Below are 15,561 nucleotides of genomic sequence, written 5' to 3' on the forward strand. Positions count from 1 at the left end.
ATGGAGTGGGGCAGGTCGGGCACAAGGGCAAAAGAGGCTTCGCGTGGAGGCGAAGAAATATTTCTTGGTAGGAATATAAATTTCCTTTGGGCGATTTATAGGCGAAGAGGCGGGTGACGGTCTAGAGGTTTGTGAATTTTTTTTGCCTGACAGGAAAGTTTTAGCCGGGACCTGTAGGAGCGGGTTCACCCGCGAATAGGCCGGTACAGGCTATGATTGCTCCATGAGCACTACACCGCCTCTGCGCCAACCTTGCCCCCCTGGCGCCTGCGACTGCGGCCGCGAACACTTGGTCGATCACCCGCAGGCCGCTCAGCGCATCCTCCTGCTGACCCGCCAGGAGGAGAAACGCCTGCTCGACCGCCTGGAAAACCTCAAGGACCTGGAAGACCTGCAACGCCTGCAGCAGCGGATGTATGAAAACCTCGGCATTCGCGTGCACATTGCCCCCGGTTTCAACGAAGTGCGAACCATGCGCGGCATCGTCATCGAACTGGACGACCAGCCCGGGCTATGCCGCAAGACCCGGCAGTCGATCCCGGCGGCGATCCGCCGTGGGCTGGAGCGCAACCCGCAGGTGGCCTTCCGCTTGCTCGATACCCACGACCTGTTGCGGGATACCTGAAGACCGCGTCAGCCCCACTAATTTTTTCGCCGCACGCCACGTCTACTTGAAGGCCCCCCTGCGCCAGGCGCGCAGCAGCACCCATCACTCAAGGAGACAGGCAATGACTTCCGTTTTCGACCGCGACGATATCCAGTTCCAGGTAGTCGTCAACCACGAAGAGCAATACTCGATCTGGCCCGACTACAAAGCCATCCCCAACGGCTGGCGTGCCGTAGGCAAGAGCGGCCTGAAGAAGGACTGCCTGGCCTACATCGATGAAGTCTGGACCGACATGCGCCCGCTGAGCCTGCGCCAGAAAATGGCCGAAGCCGCCGCCCAGTGACTGCATTGAACCTGCTGTGCCTGCCGTATTCCGGGGCCAGCGCCATGGTCTACAGCCGCTGGCGGCGCAAGCTGCCGACGTGGTTGCAGGTGCGCCCGGTGGAACTGCCCGGGCGTGGCGCGCGCATTGCCGAGCCACTGCACACCGACATGCAGGCCCTGGCCTGGCAACTGGCCGCCGAACAGCGCCTGGCGGCCAGCACCCCCTACGCGCTGCTCGGCCATAGCCTGGGCGCCTTGCTGGCCTTCGAGTTGGCCCATGAGCTGCAAGCGCTGGGCTGCCCGGCGCCACTGGCCCTGTTTGCCTGCGGCACCGCAGCACCGACCCGGCGCGAGGACTACGACGGCAAGAACTGGCGCGAGCCCAAGAGCGACGCCGAGTTGATCGGCGAGTTGCGCGAGCTTCAGGGCACGCCCGAGGAAGTGCTGGCCAACGCCGAGCTGATGAGCCTGACCTTGCCCACCCTGCGCGCCGACTTCCTGCTGTGTGGTACCTACGCCTACCGCCAGCGGCCGGCCTTGCAGTGCCCGCTGCACGTGTTGGGCGGCATGCAGGACCGCGCCAGTGACGAGCAGCTGCAGGCCTGGCGCAAGGAAACCCTCGGGGCGTTCTCGCTGCAGATGTTCCCAGGCGGCCACTTCTTCATCCATGAGCATGAGGACCGGGTGCTCGCTGCACTCACCGCGTCGCTGCAACCGCTTCGGCTGTCCGCCTGATTGACGTCACCGCTTGCCTGGGGGAGGCTAGGCCTTTTCCCAGGCAAGAGGCAGACAATGCTGATCGATCCCCACAAGGCCACGCTGCTGGTCGTCGACATCCAGGAAAAACTCATCGGCGCCATGAGCGACCCTGAAGGCACCCGCGCGCGGGCCCGATGGCTGCTGGCAGCGACGAACGAGCTGGAACTGCCGACGGTGATTTCCGAGCAGTACCCCAAAGGCCTGGGCCATACCTTGGCCGAACTGCTGGCCGCAGCGCCGGCCGCCGAGGTGGTGGAGAAAAGCCATTTTTCCTGCGTGGCCGCCGAGTGCCTGCCAGCAAGTTTGATGGCGCGTGAGCAAGTGATTGTCTGTGGCATGGAAACCCACGTGTGTGTGCTGCAGACCGTGCTCGGCCTGCTGGCGCTGGGCAAGCAGGTGTTCGTGGTCGAGGATGCCTGCGACAGCCGTACCCCGGCGAGCAAAGCCGCAGGGCTGGCGCGCATGCGGGCCGCGGGGGCGCAGGTGGTGACCCGCGAAATGGTTCTGTTCGAGCTCATGGGCAGTGCCAGCCACCCGCTGTTCCGGCACATCAGCAAGACCTACCTGGTCGGTGAACAGCCCTGAACGGCCGGTTACTGGTTGCCGGGTTGATGGCCCTGGCGCTGCTGCAAGGTTGCGCCGGGCGTCGTGAGGAAGCGCCCGAGACGGACCCGGCCAAGGTCCGCGCCCAACTGCTGCGGCTGTTACCCGCGCAGGCCAAGGACCGCGAGGGCTGGGCCCGGGACATTCAGGTGGCGTTCGAGGCCCAGCGAATTGCCCCCAGCAAGAGCAACCTGTGCGCGGTGCTGGCGGTGACCGAGCAGGAATCGACCTTCAATGCCGACCCGCAAGTGCCCAACCTGGGGCGTATCGCCCGAGAGGAAATCGACCGCCGCGCTGCGCGCCTGCACATCCCCAAGCTGCTGGTCGACGGTGCACTGAAGGCGCCGTCGGGTAATGGCAAGAGCTACCAGCAACGTTTGCAGGCCGTACGCAGCGAGAAGCAGTTGAGCGAACTGTACGACGAAGTCATCGCTCGCGTACCGCTGGGCAAGACCTTGCTGGGCGGGCTGAACCCGGTGCATACCGGTGGGCCGATGCAGGTCAGCATCGACTTTGCCGAAAAGCATGCGCGGGATTACCCCTACAGCCATGATGGCAGCATTCGCCAGGAAGTGTTCACCCGGCGCGGCGGCATGTATTTCGGTATCGCCCACTTGCTAGGCTATTCGGCCAACTACGATCGCCAGCTGTACCGCTTTGCCGATTTCAACGCGGGCTGGTACGCAAGCCGCAATGCGGCATTCCAGGCGGCACTGAGCAAGGTGACGGGGGTAACGCTGGCGCTGGATGGCGACCTGGTGGCGCCGGGCTCGATCATGCCCGGGACCACTGAAAAGGCGGCACGCAAACTGGGAGGAAAGCTGGGCCTGCGCAACCCGCAGATTCGCAGCCAGCTGGAGCAGGGCGATAGTCTGGCCTTCGAGGACAGCAAGCTGTACAGCGGGGTGTTCGCCCTTGCTGATGCAGCGGCCGGCAAGCCGGTGCCACGGGCGGTGCTGCCGGGGATCCAGCTGAAAAGCCCGAAGATCACCCGCAAGCTGACCACGGCGTGGTTTGCCGGGCGGGTGGATGAGCGTTATCAGCGGTGCATGAAGCGCTAGCTGTCCATCGCTTGCACCGGCCTCTTCGCGGGCTTGCCCGCTCCCACAGGTACCTCACTGTTCTCTGGCCCTGTGCTATCCCTGTGGGAGCGGGCAAGCCCGCGAAGAGGCCGGTGCAGCCAACATCAGCTTTCGCCCAGGGCGGCAACTACCTGATCCACACTGGCCTTCAATCCGGCAAGTGCATCCTCAGGGTCACTCTCCACCACCACCAGCTTCGCCCCGGACGCCTTGATCACCTCGGCCACAGCCGCTTCCGGCTGCCGATGGTCCAGCACCAGCGCCACATCCTGCGCCTTCAGGTTGTCCCCCAGCGCCTTCAGCGCAGTCGCATCCCACTCGGCTGGCAGCGGCTGCTCGACCACGTCCAGGTTCAACCCGCTGGCCAGATAACCCAGCCGCTCCGACAGGCTCACCACCGTCAGGTTGTCGACCTTGGCCAAGCGTGTCTGGCTGCTGGCCGAAAGCTCCAGCAACTGGCGTTTGAGCCCGGCCAGGTTGCCCTGGATCTGCGCCTTGTCGCCCGGCGCCAACCGCTCCAGGTCATTGGCTACCACATCGGCCATGCGCCCGAAGTTGGTCGGGTTGAGCCAGGGGTATGCGCCATAGGCCTCGTCGCCGCTCACCGCTATGCCCGGCAGCGCGCCATCCACTGGCCGTGCGGCGTCGATTTCGACGATCCGGATATTGCTACGCCGGGCCATCGGGTACAGCGGGTCGTCACGCCAGATCGAGCGCACGCCGATCACCGCGTCGGCCTGCTGCGCGGCCTTGTGCAGACTGGCGCCACCGCGACCGCTGAAATAGGAAGGCTGGCGGCTGGCAGGCAGGTTGGCGGGTGCTGCACGCTTGAGCTGCACCTTGGTGCCCTCGAGCAAGGCGCTGGCCAGGCTGTGGGTGACGGGCAGGGTGGTCAGCACTTGCGTGGCGAAAGACAGCGACGGCAGGCCGGCCAGGGCCAGCGCCAGGGTCAGGCGTTTCAGGTTCATGCCGGGTTTCCTTGCAGGCGGGGGACGAGGGCGCGGGCCAGCGCCGCCAGGGCGAAGCAGATGCCGGCGACCAGGATGATCGCGGCGCCGGACGGCACCGGCAGGTCGAAAACGATCGGCAGCAGGATGCCCAGCAACGTGCTCAGCGTGGCGATCAGCACCGACAGGAAGAAAAAGCCCTTCAGCGACTGGCTGACCAGGCGTGCGGCGGCAGCGGGGATCACCAGCAGCGCCCCGACCAGGATCGCCCCGATCACCTTCACCGAGGCCACGGTGACCAGGGTCACCAGCACCACGAACAGGTAGTCCAGGGTTTTCACCGCCACCCCGCGCACGGCTGCCAGCTGTGGGTTGAAACTGGCCAGCATGATGCGGTTGTACAGCGGCACTGCCAATGCCAGCACCAGCACCGCGACGATGCCCAGCACCACCAGGTCCTGGCCGCTGACGGTCAGCACCGAGCCGAACAGCACGTTCTCGAGGATGTGCACATTGATCTTTCCGGCCAGCATCAGCAGCAGGCTGGCACCCAGCGCCAGCGAAACAGAGAGGAACACGCCGATCAGCGTGTCCGGCGACAGCCCGGTGCGGTTGCGCAGGAAGTTGAGCAAGATGCCGAACAGCAGGCAGTAGCCGAACAGGCTGCCGTAGGGGCCGGTGTAGGGCTCGCCCAGCAGGATGCCGATGGCCACGCCGGTCAGCGCGGCATGGCCGACCGCCTCGGAGAAGAAGGCAAAGCGCTTGACCACCACCAGGGTGCCCAGGCCGCCCAGCACCGGGCCGATCATCAAACCGGCCAGCAAAGCGTTGACCACGAAGCCGTAGGCCAGCGCCTCCGGCAGGTACCCGGCAGTGGCCCAGTCCTGGACCGTTTGCCGAAAGATTTCAAAACTCATCAGGCAAGGCTCTCGCTACGCGGGTGAACGGAGAACAGGCCGAGCAGGCGCTCCGGGGTCAGGGCCTGGGCGGGCGGGGCGTCGAACAGTACCTGGCGGCTCAGGCCGGTAACTCGGTCGGCCAGACGCATCACGGCTTCCAGGTCATGTTCGATCCACAGCACGGTGGTGCCGGCCTGGCGCCAACCCTGCAGCAGTTGTTCGAACACCTGGATGCCGGCTTCATCCAGGGCCGACATCGGTTCGTCCAGCACCAACAGTTGCGGCTCGGGGATCAGGCCCTGGGCCAGCAGCACGCGTTGGCGTTCGCCACCGGAAAGTGCGCCCATGCGCCGTTTGCGCTTGTCGAGCATGCCGACCTGCGCCAGGGCTGTGTCGATGGCCGGCTGCACGCGACGCGACAAGCCGAGGAAGGCAGGGCGGCGCTGGCACATGGCAGCCATGAAATCGTCCACGGTCATCGGCAGGCCACGGTCGAATTCCAGCGCCTGCGGCACATAGCCGATCACTTCGCGATCGCCGGGCCAGTGCAGGGTCAGCTGGCCCTGGTGCGGCATCTGCCCGAGCAGGGTCTTGATCAGCGAACTCTTGCCGCCGCCGTTGGGGCCGACGATGGCATGCACGCTGCCGGCGGTGACGTTGAAGCTGACCTGTTCGAGGATGCGGGTGCGGCCCAGGGTGAGGTCGATGCCGGCGAACTCGATGCGCGGCCCGCAGGCTGTCACCAGGTTGGCGGCGGCGGTCATGCGCGGTTCTCCTGGATGGCGCGGACCACGGTGTCGAGGTTGCGCTTCATCTCCACTTCGTACTTGTCCTTGGTGTATTCGCCGTAGGAGATGTGCGTAAGCGGGTACAGGCGCACGCCGGATTCACGCTGGATGGTTTCGACATAGGCTGACGGGAAGTCCATTTCCGAGAAGATCACCCGCACGTCCAGCGCCTTGAGCTGGTCGATGGTCTTCTTCAGCTGGGCCGGGCTGGGTTCGATGCCATGGGCTGGCTCGACCACCGCAGTCACCTCCAGGCCGAAGTCACGTACCAGGTAGTCGTAGGCGGCATGGATGGTGGCGACCCGGAAGGTGGCGCTGGGCGCCTCGGTGACCTTGGCCAGTGCTTCGGCACGCAGTGCTCGCAGGCGCTTGGCATAGGCGCGGGCGTTTTGCGTGTACAGCTTGGCGTTGTCCGGGTCGAGCTTGCCCAGTTCGCGGGCGATGTTGTTGACCTGGGCGATGGTGGTGCTGATCGACAGGAAGGTGTGCGGGTTGACCACCTTGCCGGCGCCGCGGGCGGCAATGCCGGTGGCCGCCAGCAAGGGTACGTTCTGGTTGGCCTCGATGGTGTTTATGTCGGGCTTCTCGCTGGCGGCGATCATGCGGTCGGCGAAATCGTCATGGCCGACGCCGTTCAGTACCACCACGTCCAGGGTGCCGATGCGCTTGATGTCCTCGGCCCGTGGCTCGTAGGCATGGGGGTTGAACCCTGCCGGAATCAGCGGCACCACTTCGGCCTTGTCGCCGACGATGTTGCTCACATAGCTGTAGTAGGGGTGCAGGGTAATGCCGATACGCAGGGGCTTGCCGTTATCGGCCAGGGCCTGTGCCGGCATGGCAATGGCCAGGAGCAGGGCGAGGGCGGAGCGGAGCATTGGGGAATTCCTTGGGTTCAATGACGGTGTTCGCGGGTGACCCCGGCGTCGTAATGGCTAACCACCTGCTGCCAGCCGGCGGCGATCAGGGCGGCCTGGCCAAGGTCGTCCGGGGTCACGGCGGCGCTGTCGCGGCGCAGCCAGACATCGGCCTGGCCGGTGCTGTCGGCCGGCAGGATCAGCAGCAGGCTGCCGGCCACTTCCGGGGCCTGGCTGCGGCCAAGGTAGGCCCCGGTCTCCAGCCACGACCATTGGTGGCTGCCGCGGCCCTGGCTGCCGGCATCGACCACGAACGGCGGCAGGCCTTCCTCGGCAAGAGCCTGTACGCTGGGCGCAGCGGTGTTCTCTTCACGCAGCAGCTGGATTTCGTCGAAGGCCACCCGCAAGTCGGTGTACAGGCCTTGCTCGGCGGCGGTCAGGTCGCGACGGGCGTCTATCTGGTGGCTGGCGATAGCCTGTTCATCCTCGCGTTCGCCGCGCAGCAGCACCACGCCGGTGGCGAGTACCACGATCAGCAGGCTGACCAGCAGCACGTACAGGGTTTCGTGCCCGGCGCCGGCCGGGCGAATCACTTGGGCGCGGCTCATGGCTGGGCAATATCGGCGTAGTCGACTTCCACCACGTGCCCGGGGCCGGCATCGAACAGCACGTAGAACTCGCCGTCCGGGCGCTTGAAGGTCAGGGTCGAGTCATCACCGAGCTTGCCGCCGACCAGCACCTGTTCGTCGTAGCCGATCACATCCAGGGTAACTCCGGGGGCGCCGCTGCCGTCCGAGAAGCCGCCGGTGCACTTGACCTGGCCGCCGGCCAGCTCTTCACACTCGCACATCGGGTTGTGCGCCAGGGCCGGGCAGGCGGCCAGCACCAGCAAGGGCAGGGCGAGGGTGCGTATCAGGTGTTTCATTTCTTGCCTCCTTGTTTCTCGAGCCAGGCCACGGTGGCTGGCGATGCCTTGGCCAGAGGGACCGACGCCTGGTGCATGCTGCCGTCCCAGCCTTCCAGGGTGATCCAGATCTGCGCGTCGGGCTTGGTGCGTGGCGGGATCGGCAACGAGGTGCCCATGTTGTACGGCGCACCGAAGAAAATCGTGCCGGCGGCGCGCAGGCTGCGCGGTTTGCCGATGCGCAGGTAGGCCGCCTTGACGCCGTTGACGCAGGCCTTGCACAGCGATGCATTGAAGACCTTGAAGTGGCCGGCCGGGCCATCGGCGCGGGGAGCCTCGTCACGCATCTCGGCCAGGTCCAGGGTATAGGGGCCGACCTGGATGTCGTTGATCACATTGGCGCCGAGCCCCGCTTCGCCGCGAAACAGCTTGGCCTCGGCGAAGTACTTGGGCATGAAGCCCAGCGGGATGAGAATCAGCAGGATGTTCAAGTGAAAACGCCACTTCAGCCACAGTTGCTTCAGCGGGCTGACGGTCACGGCTTGGGCCTGGCTCATGGGCGGATCTCCACGGTGGGTTCATGGCGCGCCATGCGCGGTGCGCGCTCGCTGCGCTTGAGGGCGGCGGCGGTGGCCTGGGCGGTGCGTTTGGTCCAGATCAGCAAACCGCTGAACACCATCAGGGTGAGGACCAGGCCGAAGAAGAACCACACCAGCTTGATCGGCAGGCCGCCGAAATCGCCGGTGTGCAGCGGGCGCATCGACTCGGTGACGAACTCCAGGGCGGAGCGGTCGCTGATCAGGAACTGACTGTCGACATTACGCGTGTACGGGTTTACCGAGGCGCTCTGGAACATCAGCGGGTACCAGCCTGGTCCGGCCAGGGTGATGTGGCTGTAGGCGGTAGCCGGCAGCGAGATGAAGCTGATCTCCAGCCCCGGGACCGCCAGGCCGGCGATGCGTGCCGCTTCATCCAGGTCGATGCGCGCTGCCGGGCTGCCATTCGGGGTTTGCGGCACGTCCTCACGGGCGATCACCGGCACGATGGGCCGGCTGGAAATGGTGATGTGGTTGTCGGCCAGGATTGCCTGGATCAGGAACCAGGTGCCGGTGATGGAAATGACCGCGATGAACCAGATCGACCAGACCCCGGCCAGGCGGTGCAGGTCGCCCCAGAAAATTCGCGAACCATGGCCGGTGCGCACCGGCTTGAAGAACCCCTTCCAGAACTTCTTGTACACCACCAGGCCGGTTACCAGCGAAGCCAGCATGGGCAGGCCGAGCAGCGACACCAGGTACCAGCCCCAGCTGAAACCGCTGGTGAACGGCACCAGCCACCAGCCGTGCAGGGCGCGGGTGAAGGCTTCGAAGTTGAAGTCCGGGGTCTTGCCCTGGATGGCCCCGGTGTAGGGGTTTACATACAGTGTCGGGCTGGTGCCGTCAGGCAGGGTGACATTGGCCTTGACCGCGAAGTGCGAACCGTCGGGCTGGATCAGCCGCTCCACCACCATGTCCGGCTCGGCCTTGTGCATGGCGTCCAGTACCTGCTGGAAGCTCAAGCGCTCGGCGTCGGCGTCGGGCTTGTTGGCGCGCACGGCGGGGTCGGCCAGCCAGACGATTTCCTGGCTGACCACCGCGAGCATGCCGGTGAAGCAGACGATCAGGACAAAGAACCAGATCGGCAAGGCGAGCCAGCTGTGGACCAGGAACCACAGCCTGGATTTGGATTTTTTCGGTGATTTGGCCATCTGACGGTCTTCTGCAATGGGGAGTCGAGCGTGTGCCCAGCCAAAGAGGGGCTGTATTGATAAGGACGAATGAGAATCGAAAACCTGCCGTTTTAAATGCAAGCAAATGTTTCGGGCAAAGAAACCTGAAAGCTAGCGCGACCCTGTAGGAGCAGCCTTGTGCTGCGAAGAGGCGGTACTGACAACAGAGATGCACTGTCAGTACCGGCCTCTTCGCAGCACAAGGCTGCTCCTACAGGTCCTGTTAAATGGCTAGGGGATCAGGCGCGGGTGAGGGCCACGGCCGGTTGCGGCTTGCCGTGCAGCTGCGCCAGGTCCTGGTACAGCGCGCGGCCAATTTCCGCAGCGCGCGCCGGCAGCACCGAGAGCAGGGTGTCACTCAGGCCGTGGCTGTTTTCGCAGAAGCCCTGCAGGTACACCGAGGCCTGCAGGTCGGGGCTGGCCAGCACGCGGTAGTTGCGGTCGACGCTGAAATCTTCCAGGTAGCCGGCCAGGGGCGCCAGCAGGTCACGGTGCGAGCGGCGCTCGTAACCGGTGGCGAGTATCACCGCGTCGTAGCGGTGGGTCTGCTGCTGGCCGGTGGCGAGGTCGCGCAGTGTCAGCTCCAGGCCTTCGCGAGTGGCCACCACGGCTTCGACCTGGCGCCGGCACAGCACGTTGTGGCGGTACTGGTGGGCGACCTTCTGCCGGTAGAGAATGCCGTAGATGCGTTCGATCAGGTTGAGGTCGACCACCGAATAGTTGGTGTTGTGGTATTCGCCCAGCAACTTGCTGCGCTGGTCGGCCGGTTCGTTGTAGACCAGGTCGGTGTAGTCCGGCGAGAAGATCTCGTTGACGAACGGGCTGTCATCGGCAGGCTTGAGCGCCGAACCGCGCAGGATCATGTCGACCTTGACCGACGGATAGCTGTCGTTGAGGTCGATGAACGCCTCGGCGGCGCTCTGGCCCGAGCCGATCACGGCAATGCGCATCGGCTTGCCGGCGGTGCATGGCAGCTTGTTCAGGCTGCTCAGGTACTGGGAGTGGTGGAATACCCGCGGGTCGTCCTTGAAGGCACCGAACTTTTCCGGGATTTTCGGCGTGCCGCCGCTGCCGACCACCACCGAACGGGTGCGGCGGCTGTATTCGCGACCTTGGGCGTCGCGCGAGACCAGGCGCAGGTGCTCGACCCGGCCGGCCTGGATGTCCGGCTCGATGCGCAGCACTTCCTCGCCATATACCGCCTGGGTGGCGAAGTGCTCGGCGGCCCAGCGCAGGTAGTCGTTGTACTCGAGGCGGCAGGGGTAGAAGGTGCCGAGGTTGATGAAGTCGGCCAGGCGCTGCTTCTGGTGCAGGTAGTTGACGAAACTGTAGGGGCTGGTGGGGTTGCGCAGCGACACCAGGTCCTTGAGGAACGAGATCTGCAGCTCGCTCTGGGTGGCCAGGGTTTCGCCATGCCAGCGATAGTCCTGCTGCTTGTCGATGAACAGCGCGTCGAGGGCATGGCCGTGGGACTCGGCGAGTTCTTCCAGGGCGATGGCCAGGGCCAGGTTGGAAGGGCCGAAGCCCACGCCGATCAGGTCCTTGATGGTTTCCGGTTTTGCAGACTGGCTCATGGCTGCGGTTCCATAATGGTCGAATGTTGACGCTCGCCGGGAGAGACCGGCGCCTGCGTTTGTACATTGGGTGGAACGAGCCAAACGATGGGGAATTTACTGGCGGCCGATCGGCCACTTGCAGCAGGGGGCTAAAGGCCTGCGCCTGTCGGCCGATAGGCAGAACAACCCAAGGACCCATTTGCAACGCAGGGAGAAAGACATGACAGGTATTGCAGCAGTCAGCATCAGCACCACGAGCCAGGCGCTGAGCACAACCCAGGCCGCCGACAGCCAGGATGCGCAAAAGACTGAAGAGAATGGGGTCGGCACTCAGGCCGACACGTCGAAGGTGAACGGTGGTGGCCAGACTCAAGGTGCCCAGAGCAGCAGTGAAAGTTCGGAGCCTGCGCACATCAGGCAATTGCGCGAGATGATCAAGAAGCTGCAGAAGCAATTGGCCGAGGAGCAGAAGCAACTGGCCCAGTTGATGGCGCAGAAGATGGACGAAACCACCAAGCTGGCAGCCGTGGCCGCCAAGCAGGCGAGCATCGCCACCATCAATGGTGAAATCCTGCAGGCCACCGCGCAGTTGCTCGAAGCGTTACAGAAAACGGGTGGCAGCAGCGCGGGCGGGATGGTCAGCACCACGGCCTGACGAACTTGGGGCTGCTGTGCAGCCCCATCATTCCGGCTTCGGTCATTCGGCCGCCAGGCGCCCCTTGTTCTGCCGCTCTGCCTTGTACTGCATGGCCACCGCCGGCGCCGGCTTGGCAGCACCGGTTTCCAGCCACTGACGCATGCGGCTGGCATCGGCGAAGTGGGTGTACTTGCCAAAGGCGTCGAGGATCACCATGGCCACCGGGCGGTTGTCCATGCGGGTCAGCAGCACCAGGCAGTGCCCGGCTTCATTGGTGAAGCCGGTCTTGGTCAGCTTGATGTCCCAGTTGCTCTTGTTCACCAGGTGGTCGGTGTTGCGGAAGCCCAGGGTGTAGTTGGGCTTGCGGAAGGCCACGGTCTTCTCGCGGGTGGTCGACAGCTCGCTCAGCATCGGGTACTTGCGCGACGCCATCAGCAGCTTGGCCAGGTCACGGGCCGTGGACACGTTCTGCGTCGACAGGCCCGTTGGCTCGACGTAGCGGGTGTGCGCCATGCCCAGGCTGCGGGCCTTGGCGTTCATCGCCTTGATGAACGCCGGGTAGCCGCCAGGGTAATGGTTGGCCAGGGTGTTGGCCGCACGGTTTTCCGATGACATCAGGGTAATCAGCAAGGTTTCGCGGCGGTCGAGCTGGCTGCCTAGGCGCACACGCGAATACACGCCTTTCATTTCCGGGTTGTTGGCAATGGTCATGGTGAGCATCTCATCCATGGGCTGCTTGGCATCCAGCACTACCATCGCCGTCATCAGTTTGGTCACCGAGGCAATCGGCACCACGCGGTCGGCGTGGCTCGAATACAGCTCCTGGTTGGTGTTCAGGTCGATCAGCAGGGCGCTGCCCGAGGCGAGGTGCAGCTTGGATGGGTCACGTTGAACCTGGGCCGGGGGTTGTGCAGCAGCGGTCGACGGAAGGGTCGCAGTACCTGTGAGCAACAGCAGCAGGCTGAGGATGGACAGGGATGTTTTCACGTTGAGGCTCACTAAAAGTTGGTATGTCGTTGGCTGTGCAAGGGTTTTCCCCCAAAAAACCGCTGCATTCTGGAGTATGGCTGATTTGCTGTCGAATGCCTTATGACTAAAGGGCGCAACGTGAACGAAATTTAATCCGGTACCTGTCCTGTACCCATCATCACTCTGCCGAAGACAGCAGAACAACCTCGAAGGTCGTCCCTTCCTCCTCAGTCGACTCCACCTCAATTCTGCCACCGTGGTTCGCCACGATCTCCGATGCGATGAACAGGCCAAGGCCTAGCCCCGCTGCTGAGCCCCGCTCTCCGGATGAGTAGCTCGAGTATCTCCCTTCCGGCTTGAAGATGTAGGGCATCACCTCGGGCGGAATAGGTTCTCCGGAATTCTGAACGCTGACCCGTGGAACACCATCCACCTTGGCCAGCGTGACCTTGATCGGGGCCGTTGCATCGCCATGGCGCAGGGCATTGCCTATCAGGTTGGAGAAAACCTGAGAGATGCGGTCAGGGTCGAATTGGCCCGTGATGTGCGCCTGCTCATCCAGGATGATCCGCGCGTGCGGGAACGCCGTGCGCAGTTCGTCAATGACAGCCTTGCAGATTGGATTCAAATCCATTTTCCGCAAATCCACTGGAATGCCAGTCCCCAGATTGCAGCGGGCCAGATCCAGCAGATCGTTGATCATGACATTTGCCCGATGTGCACTGGCACAAACCTGGGTCGCAAGTAACTTTCCCTTTTCATCCAGACCGGCCTGCCGCTGGATCAGCCCGCCAGCCATGAGTATCGCGCCCAAGGGCGAACGCAAATCATGACCGAGCACGGCTAGCACCATTTTCCGGGTCGCCTCGACTGCCGTTCCGTAGGCAGCGATCGACTCTGCGAGCGCCTGGTCAATCGCTTCATTGAACCGGATCATGTCCTGAACATGATGCGCGTCTGCGAACGACTCCTGGGTAAGCCAGAGTGACAGAACGCTTGCGCGCAATGCCCGGTATTCGGACACCATCTGGTCCATCGAGAACCCAGCTATCAAGCGAGCAACCGCGTGGGTCTGCGCTGCGGTTTCGCTTGAACTCCTGGGGCCTCTGCCTTGTGCCTTCTCGGACTGTTGTTGCCTGCTCTGAGGCGTTCTCATGTCTGTGGCCACGGTGCGGAGCATCTTTTCGGCATGATCGCGCAAGCCGGAGGAGTCCTGCTTCGGCAGCTCTGTTTCAACCGAGCGGGCGTAGTTTTCCCAACCCTGGAGAATGGGTTCCATACTGCTATCAATGAAATCGAACAGTCTCATGGGGCCTAACCCTGTCTGGAAAAAAGAGACCCGAACAGCTTAGTTCATCCGGGAATCAGGAAGTTTGGGCGGCAGCCATTCGAGCTGATCGCTAAATGCAGGGCGATCCCGATGCAACCTGTGCCGGGATGCAGGGGCATCGGGATGTCTCGCCGGGTGCCTGGGTTCAGGCATGGATCAGCGAGAGGTCGCTGATGATGCAGATCGAGCCGTCATCGGCGGGCGTCGTGTCAGAGTAGTCCACCTGGTTGTACACCCCGCCGTGGAACTCGAATAGCCGAGAAGCCCAGGTGCTATCGAACTGCAGATCGCCGGACGAGCCGGTCACTCCATTGCACCTGGCCGTAACGTTGATCACGCCCGCCGAGGTAGCGTGGATGCTCACCTCGAACTTCGCCCCCAGCGGTACCCCCTTGAGCACCGTCGAATTCACAGGATCCGCCTGGTTGTAGGTCCGCCGAAACCCCAGGGTGATGTCGCCCTTTTTCCAGAACACCTTCACAGGCGGGCTGTCGTCCCCGTAGACGTGCATCTGCGCGATGACCACCTTCTGCGCCCAGTTGACCTTGGTCAGTGTCATTTCCTGGCGATTCCAGTGATCCAAGGCGCCGCCCAGGCTCCAGTATTCCGGCTCCGACCACTCGCAGCGGGTCCTGCGGGTGCTTTTGCTCGAAGCGCCTTTGGTGGGGGCAGACAACTGGACCGAACCATCACTAAGCACTGTCACGTAGTTCGGGTACAGGGCAATCGCTTCGCTGCCGGTGAGTTCGACCGCTACGGTGCTGATCGACGATTCGGCTACCGGAACGGCGATGGTGAGGTTGCTGATATCTACGCTCATGGGGGGAACTCCTGAATGGAAATGTCGGTTGGTGCCGCAGCAGCACGGTGGCGGCTGCTGGAGTGGAATTTAGCCTCGCGCTAAATCTTCGTCAATAGCTTATGGCTAAAATTATTTCGCCGGGCGATAAATTACCTGTTGGCGAAAATTTTCCGCAGCGGGGCTTTACGCTTGATTTGGCGGTGAGATAAGCTTCCCTTGAATACTGTACTAATATACAGCTTTCAGGATAAGAATATGTCTAAGCACATGAAGTCGACGCCCCATCAGCGCCAGGAAATGACCGGAATGGAGCGGCTGAGCTTGCGCGTGTCAGCGATGATCAACCACCCGCTCGCGCAGACGCAGCGCTGGGTGACGGTGCATCGCCTGGATACCGACGGTGATGCCGAGTGGGAGGAGGTGATGGGCCTGCTGGCCGAGACGCCCGAGTTGGAACTGACCTTCAACGACGACGAGAGCGTGACGGTGCGCTGGGAGCGCGGCAGCGTGGAGGAGCGCGACGACTTTATCGTCGAGCAGGACAGCGAGCAGCAGGTCGAGGAGGCGGCACCTTTCTGAAGATCAGAAAGAGCCTGCGGGGTAACGTAATACTGTTCACTCGATTCTGATGTGACATCGATGGGGCTGCCTTGCAGCCCTTCGCGGGCAAGCCCGCTCCCACAGAACTGCACATAACTCATTGAATTAGCAGGGGCTCTGTGGGAGCGGCTT

Annotated in this window: 19 protein-coding genes; 7 read left to right on the forward strand and 12 right to left on the reverse strand. The window is 63.5% G+C overall.

The window, feature by feature from the left end:
• Window positions 1-223 precede the first annotated feature (223 nt).
• From RR51_RS23530 to RR51_RS23550, 5 genes are all read left to right on the forward strand, one after another.
• Window positions 224-625, forward strand: coding sequence for a hypothetical protein (locus tag RR51_RS23530; protein ID WP_015270832.1), 402 nt, complete (start codon window positions 224-226; stop codon window positions 623-625).
• A gap of 103 nt (window positions 626-728) precedes the next feature.
• Window positions 729-950, forward strand: a complete 222-nt coding sequence (locus tag RR51_RS23535; RefSeq protein ID WP_003256222.1) for an MbtH family protein — start codon at window positions 729-731, stop codon at window positions 948-950.
• Complete coding sequence (locus RR51_RS23540; RefSeq protein WP_039614841.1) at window positions 947-1,666, forward strand: thioesterase II family protein; 720 nt, start codon at window positions 947-949, stop codon at window positions 1,664-1,666. The genes RR51_RS23535 and RR51_RS23540 overlap by 4 nt, the downstream gene beginning before the upstream one ends.
• Window positions 1,667-1,723: 57 nt before the next feature.
• A complete protein-coding gene (locus RR51_RS23545; RefSeq protein ID WP_015270830.1) occupies window positions 1,724-2,275 on the forward strand; it encodes a hydrolase in 552 nt (183 codons plus the stop codon).
• A 26-nt stretch (window positions 2,276-2,301) separates the two neighbouring features.
• Window positions 2,302-3,354, forward strand: a complete 1,053-nt coding sequence (locus RR51_RS23550) for a DUF1615 domain-containing protein (RefSeq protein ID WP_039614842.1) — start codon at window positions 2,302-2,304, stop codon at window positions 3,352-3,354.
• Between the two features lie 125 nt (window positions 3,355-3,479).
• On the opposite strand, the gene RR51_RS23555 is transcribed toward RR51_RS23550, so the two are convergent.
• The 9 genes from RR51_RS23555 to RR51_RS23595 all read right to left on the reverse strand — a co-directional run bounded on the left by RR51_RS23555 (window position 3,480) and on the right by RR51_RS23595 (window position 11,109).
• Complete coding sequence (locus tag RR51_RS23555) at window positions 3,480-4,343, reverse strand: metal ABC transporter solute-binding protein, Zn/Mn family (protein WP_039614843.1); 864 nt, start codon at window positions 4,341-4,343, stop codon at window positions 3,480-3,482.
• The gene (locus tag RR51_RS23560) at window positions 4,340-5,239 is read right to left on the reverse strand and encodes a metal ABC transporter permease (protein ID WP_013973136.1); all 900 of its coding nucleotides are present in this window, start codon (window positions 5,237-5,239) and stop codon (window positions 4,340-4,342) included. Before RR51_RS23560 ends, RR51_RS23555 begins: the two co-directional genes overlap by 4 nt.
• Window positions 5,239-5,985 (reverse strand): metal ABC transporter ATP-binding protein, encoded by a 747-nt coding sequence (locus RR51_RS23565; RefSeq protein ID WP_039614844.1) that lies wholly within the window; start codon window positions 5,983-5,985, stop codon window positions 5,239-5,241. Before RR51_RS23565 ends, RR51_RS23560 begins: the two co-directional genes overlap by 1 nt.
• Entirely contained in the window at window positions 5,982-6,884 is a 903-nt protein-coding gene (locus tag RR51_RS23570) for a metal ABC transporter substrate-binding protein (protein WP_039614845.1), read from the reverse strand. The genes RR51_RS23565 and RR51_RS23570 overlap by 4 nt, the downstream gene beginning before the upstream one ends.
• Before the next feature lie 17 nt (window positions 6,885-6,901).
• The gene (locus RR51_RS23575; protein WP_003260375.1) at window positions 6,902-7,471 is read right to left on the reverse strand and encodes a DUF6162 family protein; all 570 of its coding nucleotides are present in this window, start codon (window positions 7,469-7,471) and stop codon (window positions 6,902-6,904) included.
• A complete protein-coding gene (locus RR51_RS23580) occupies window positions 7,468-7,788 on the reverse strand; it encodes a hypothetical protein (protein WP_013973133.1) in 321 nt (106 codons plus the stop codon). The genes RR51_RS23575 and RR51_RS23580 overlap by 4 nt, the downstream gene beginning before the upstream one ends.
• The gene (locus RR51_RS23585) at window positions 7,785-8,324 is read right to left on the reverse strand and encodes a hypothetical protein (protein WP_039614846.1); all 540 of its coding nucleotides are present in this window, start codon (window positions 8,322-8,324) and stop codon (window positions 7,785-7,787) included. The genes RR51_RS23580 and RR51_RS23585 overlap by 4 nt, the downstream gene beginning before the upstream one ends.
• Window positions 8,321-9,514 carry a PepSY-associated TM helix domain-containing protein gene (locus RR51_RS23590; protein WP_013973131.1) on the reverse strand — a complete coding sequence of 398 codons (1,194 nt, stop codon included), beginning with the start codon at window positions 9,512-9,514 and terminating at the stop codon, window positions 8,321-8,323. The genes RR51_RS23585 and RR51_RS23590 overlap by 4 nt, the downstream gene beginning before the upstream one ends.
• Before the next feature lie 260 nt (window positions 9,515-9,774).
• Window positions 9,775-11,109 (reverse strand): lysine N(6)-hydroxylase/L-ornithine N(5)-oxygenase family protein, encoded by a 1,335-nt coding sequence (locus tag RR51_RS23595; protein WP_039614847.1) that lies wholly within the window; start codon window positions 11,107-11,109, stop codon window positions 9,775-9,777.
• A gap of 202 nt (window positions 11,110-11,311) precedes the next feature.
• On the opposite strand from RR51_RS23595, the gene RR51_RS23600 reads away from it, so the two are divergent.
• On the forward strand, window positions 11,312-11,746 hold the full coding sequence (locus RR51_RS23600; RefSeq protein ID WP_039614848.1) for a hypothetical protein: 435 nt from the start codon (window positions 11,312-11,314) through the stop codon (window positions 11,744-11,746).
• A 42-nt stretch (window positions 11,747-11,788) separates the two neighbouring features.
• On the opposite strand, the gene pbpG is transcribed toward RR51_RS23600, so the two are convergent.
• From pbpG to RR51_RS23615, 3 genes are all read right to left on the reverse strand, one after another.
• Window positions 11,789-12,715 carry a D-alanyl-D-alanine endopeptidase gene (gene pbpG, locus RR51_RS23605; RefSeq protein WP_023662495.1) on the reverse strand — a complete coding sequence of 309 codons (927 nt, stop codon included), beginning with the start codon at window positions 12,713-12,715 and terminating at the stop codon, window positions 11,789-11,791.
• 160 nt (window positions 12,716-12,875) lie between these two features.
• Complete coding sequence (locus RR51_RS23610; RefSeq protein WP_039614849.1) at window positions 12,876-14,006, reverse strand: sensor histidine kinase; 1,131 nt, start codon at window positions 14,004-14,006, stop codon at window positions 12,876-12,878.
• 166 nt (window positions 14,007-14,172) lie between these two features.
• On the reverse strand, window positions 14,173-14,847 hold the full coding sequence (locus RR51_RS23615; protein ID WP_039614850.1) for a polysaccharide lyase family 7 protein: 675 nt from the start codon (window positions 14,845-14,847) through the stop codon (window positions 14,173-14,175).
• Between the two features lie 237 nt (window positions 14,848-15,084).
• Here RR51_RS23615 and RR51_RS23620 point away from each other — a divergent pair, with 237 nt between their 5' ends.
• Entirely contained in the window at window positions 15,085-15,408 is a 324-nt protein-coding gene (locus RR51_RS23620) for a DUF1654 domain-containing protein (protein ID WP_039614851.1), read from the forward strand.
• Window positions 15,409-15,561: the final 153 nt, after the last annotated feature.

It is taken from the genome of Pseudomonas sp. C5pp (assembly GCF_000814065.1).
Taxonomy (GTDB): Bacteria; Pseudomonadota; Gammaproteobacteria; order Pseudomonadales; family Pseudomonadaceae; genus Aquipseudomonas; species Aquipseudomonas asiatica.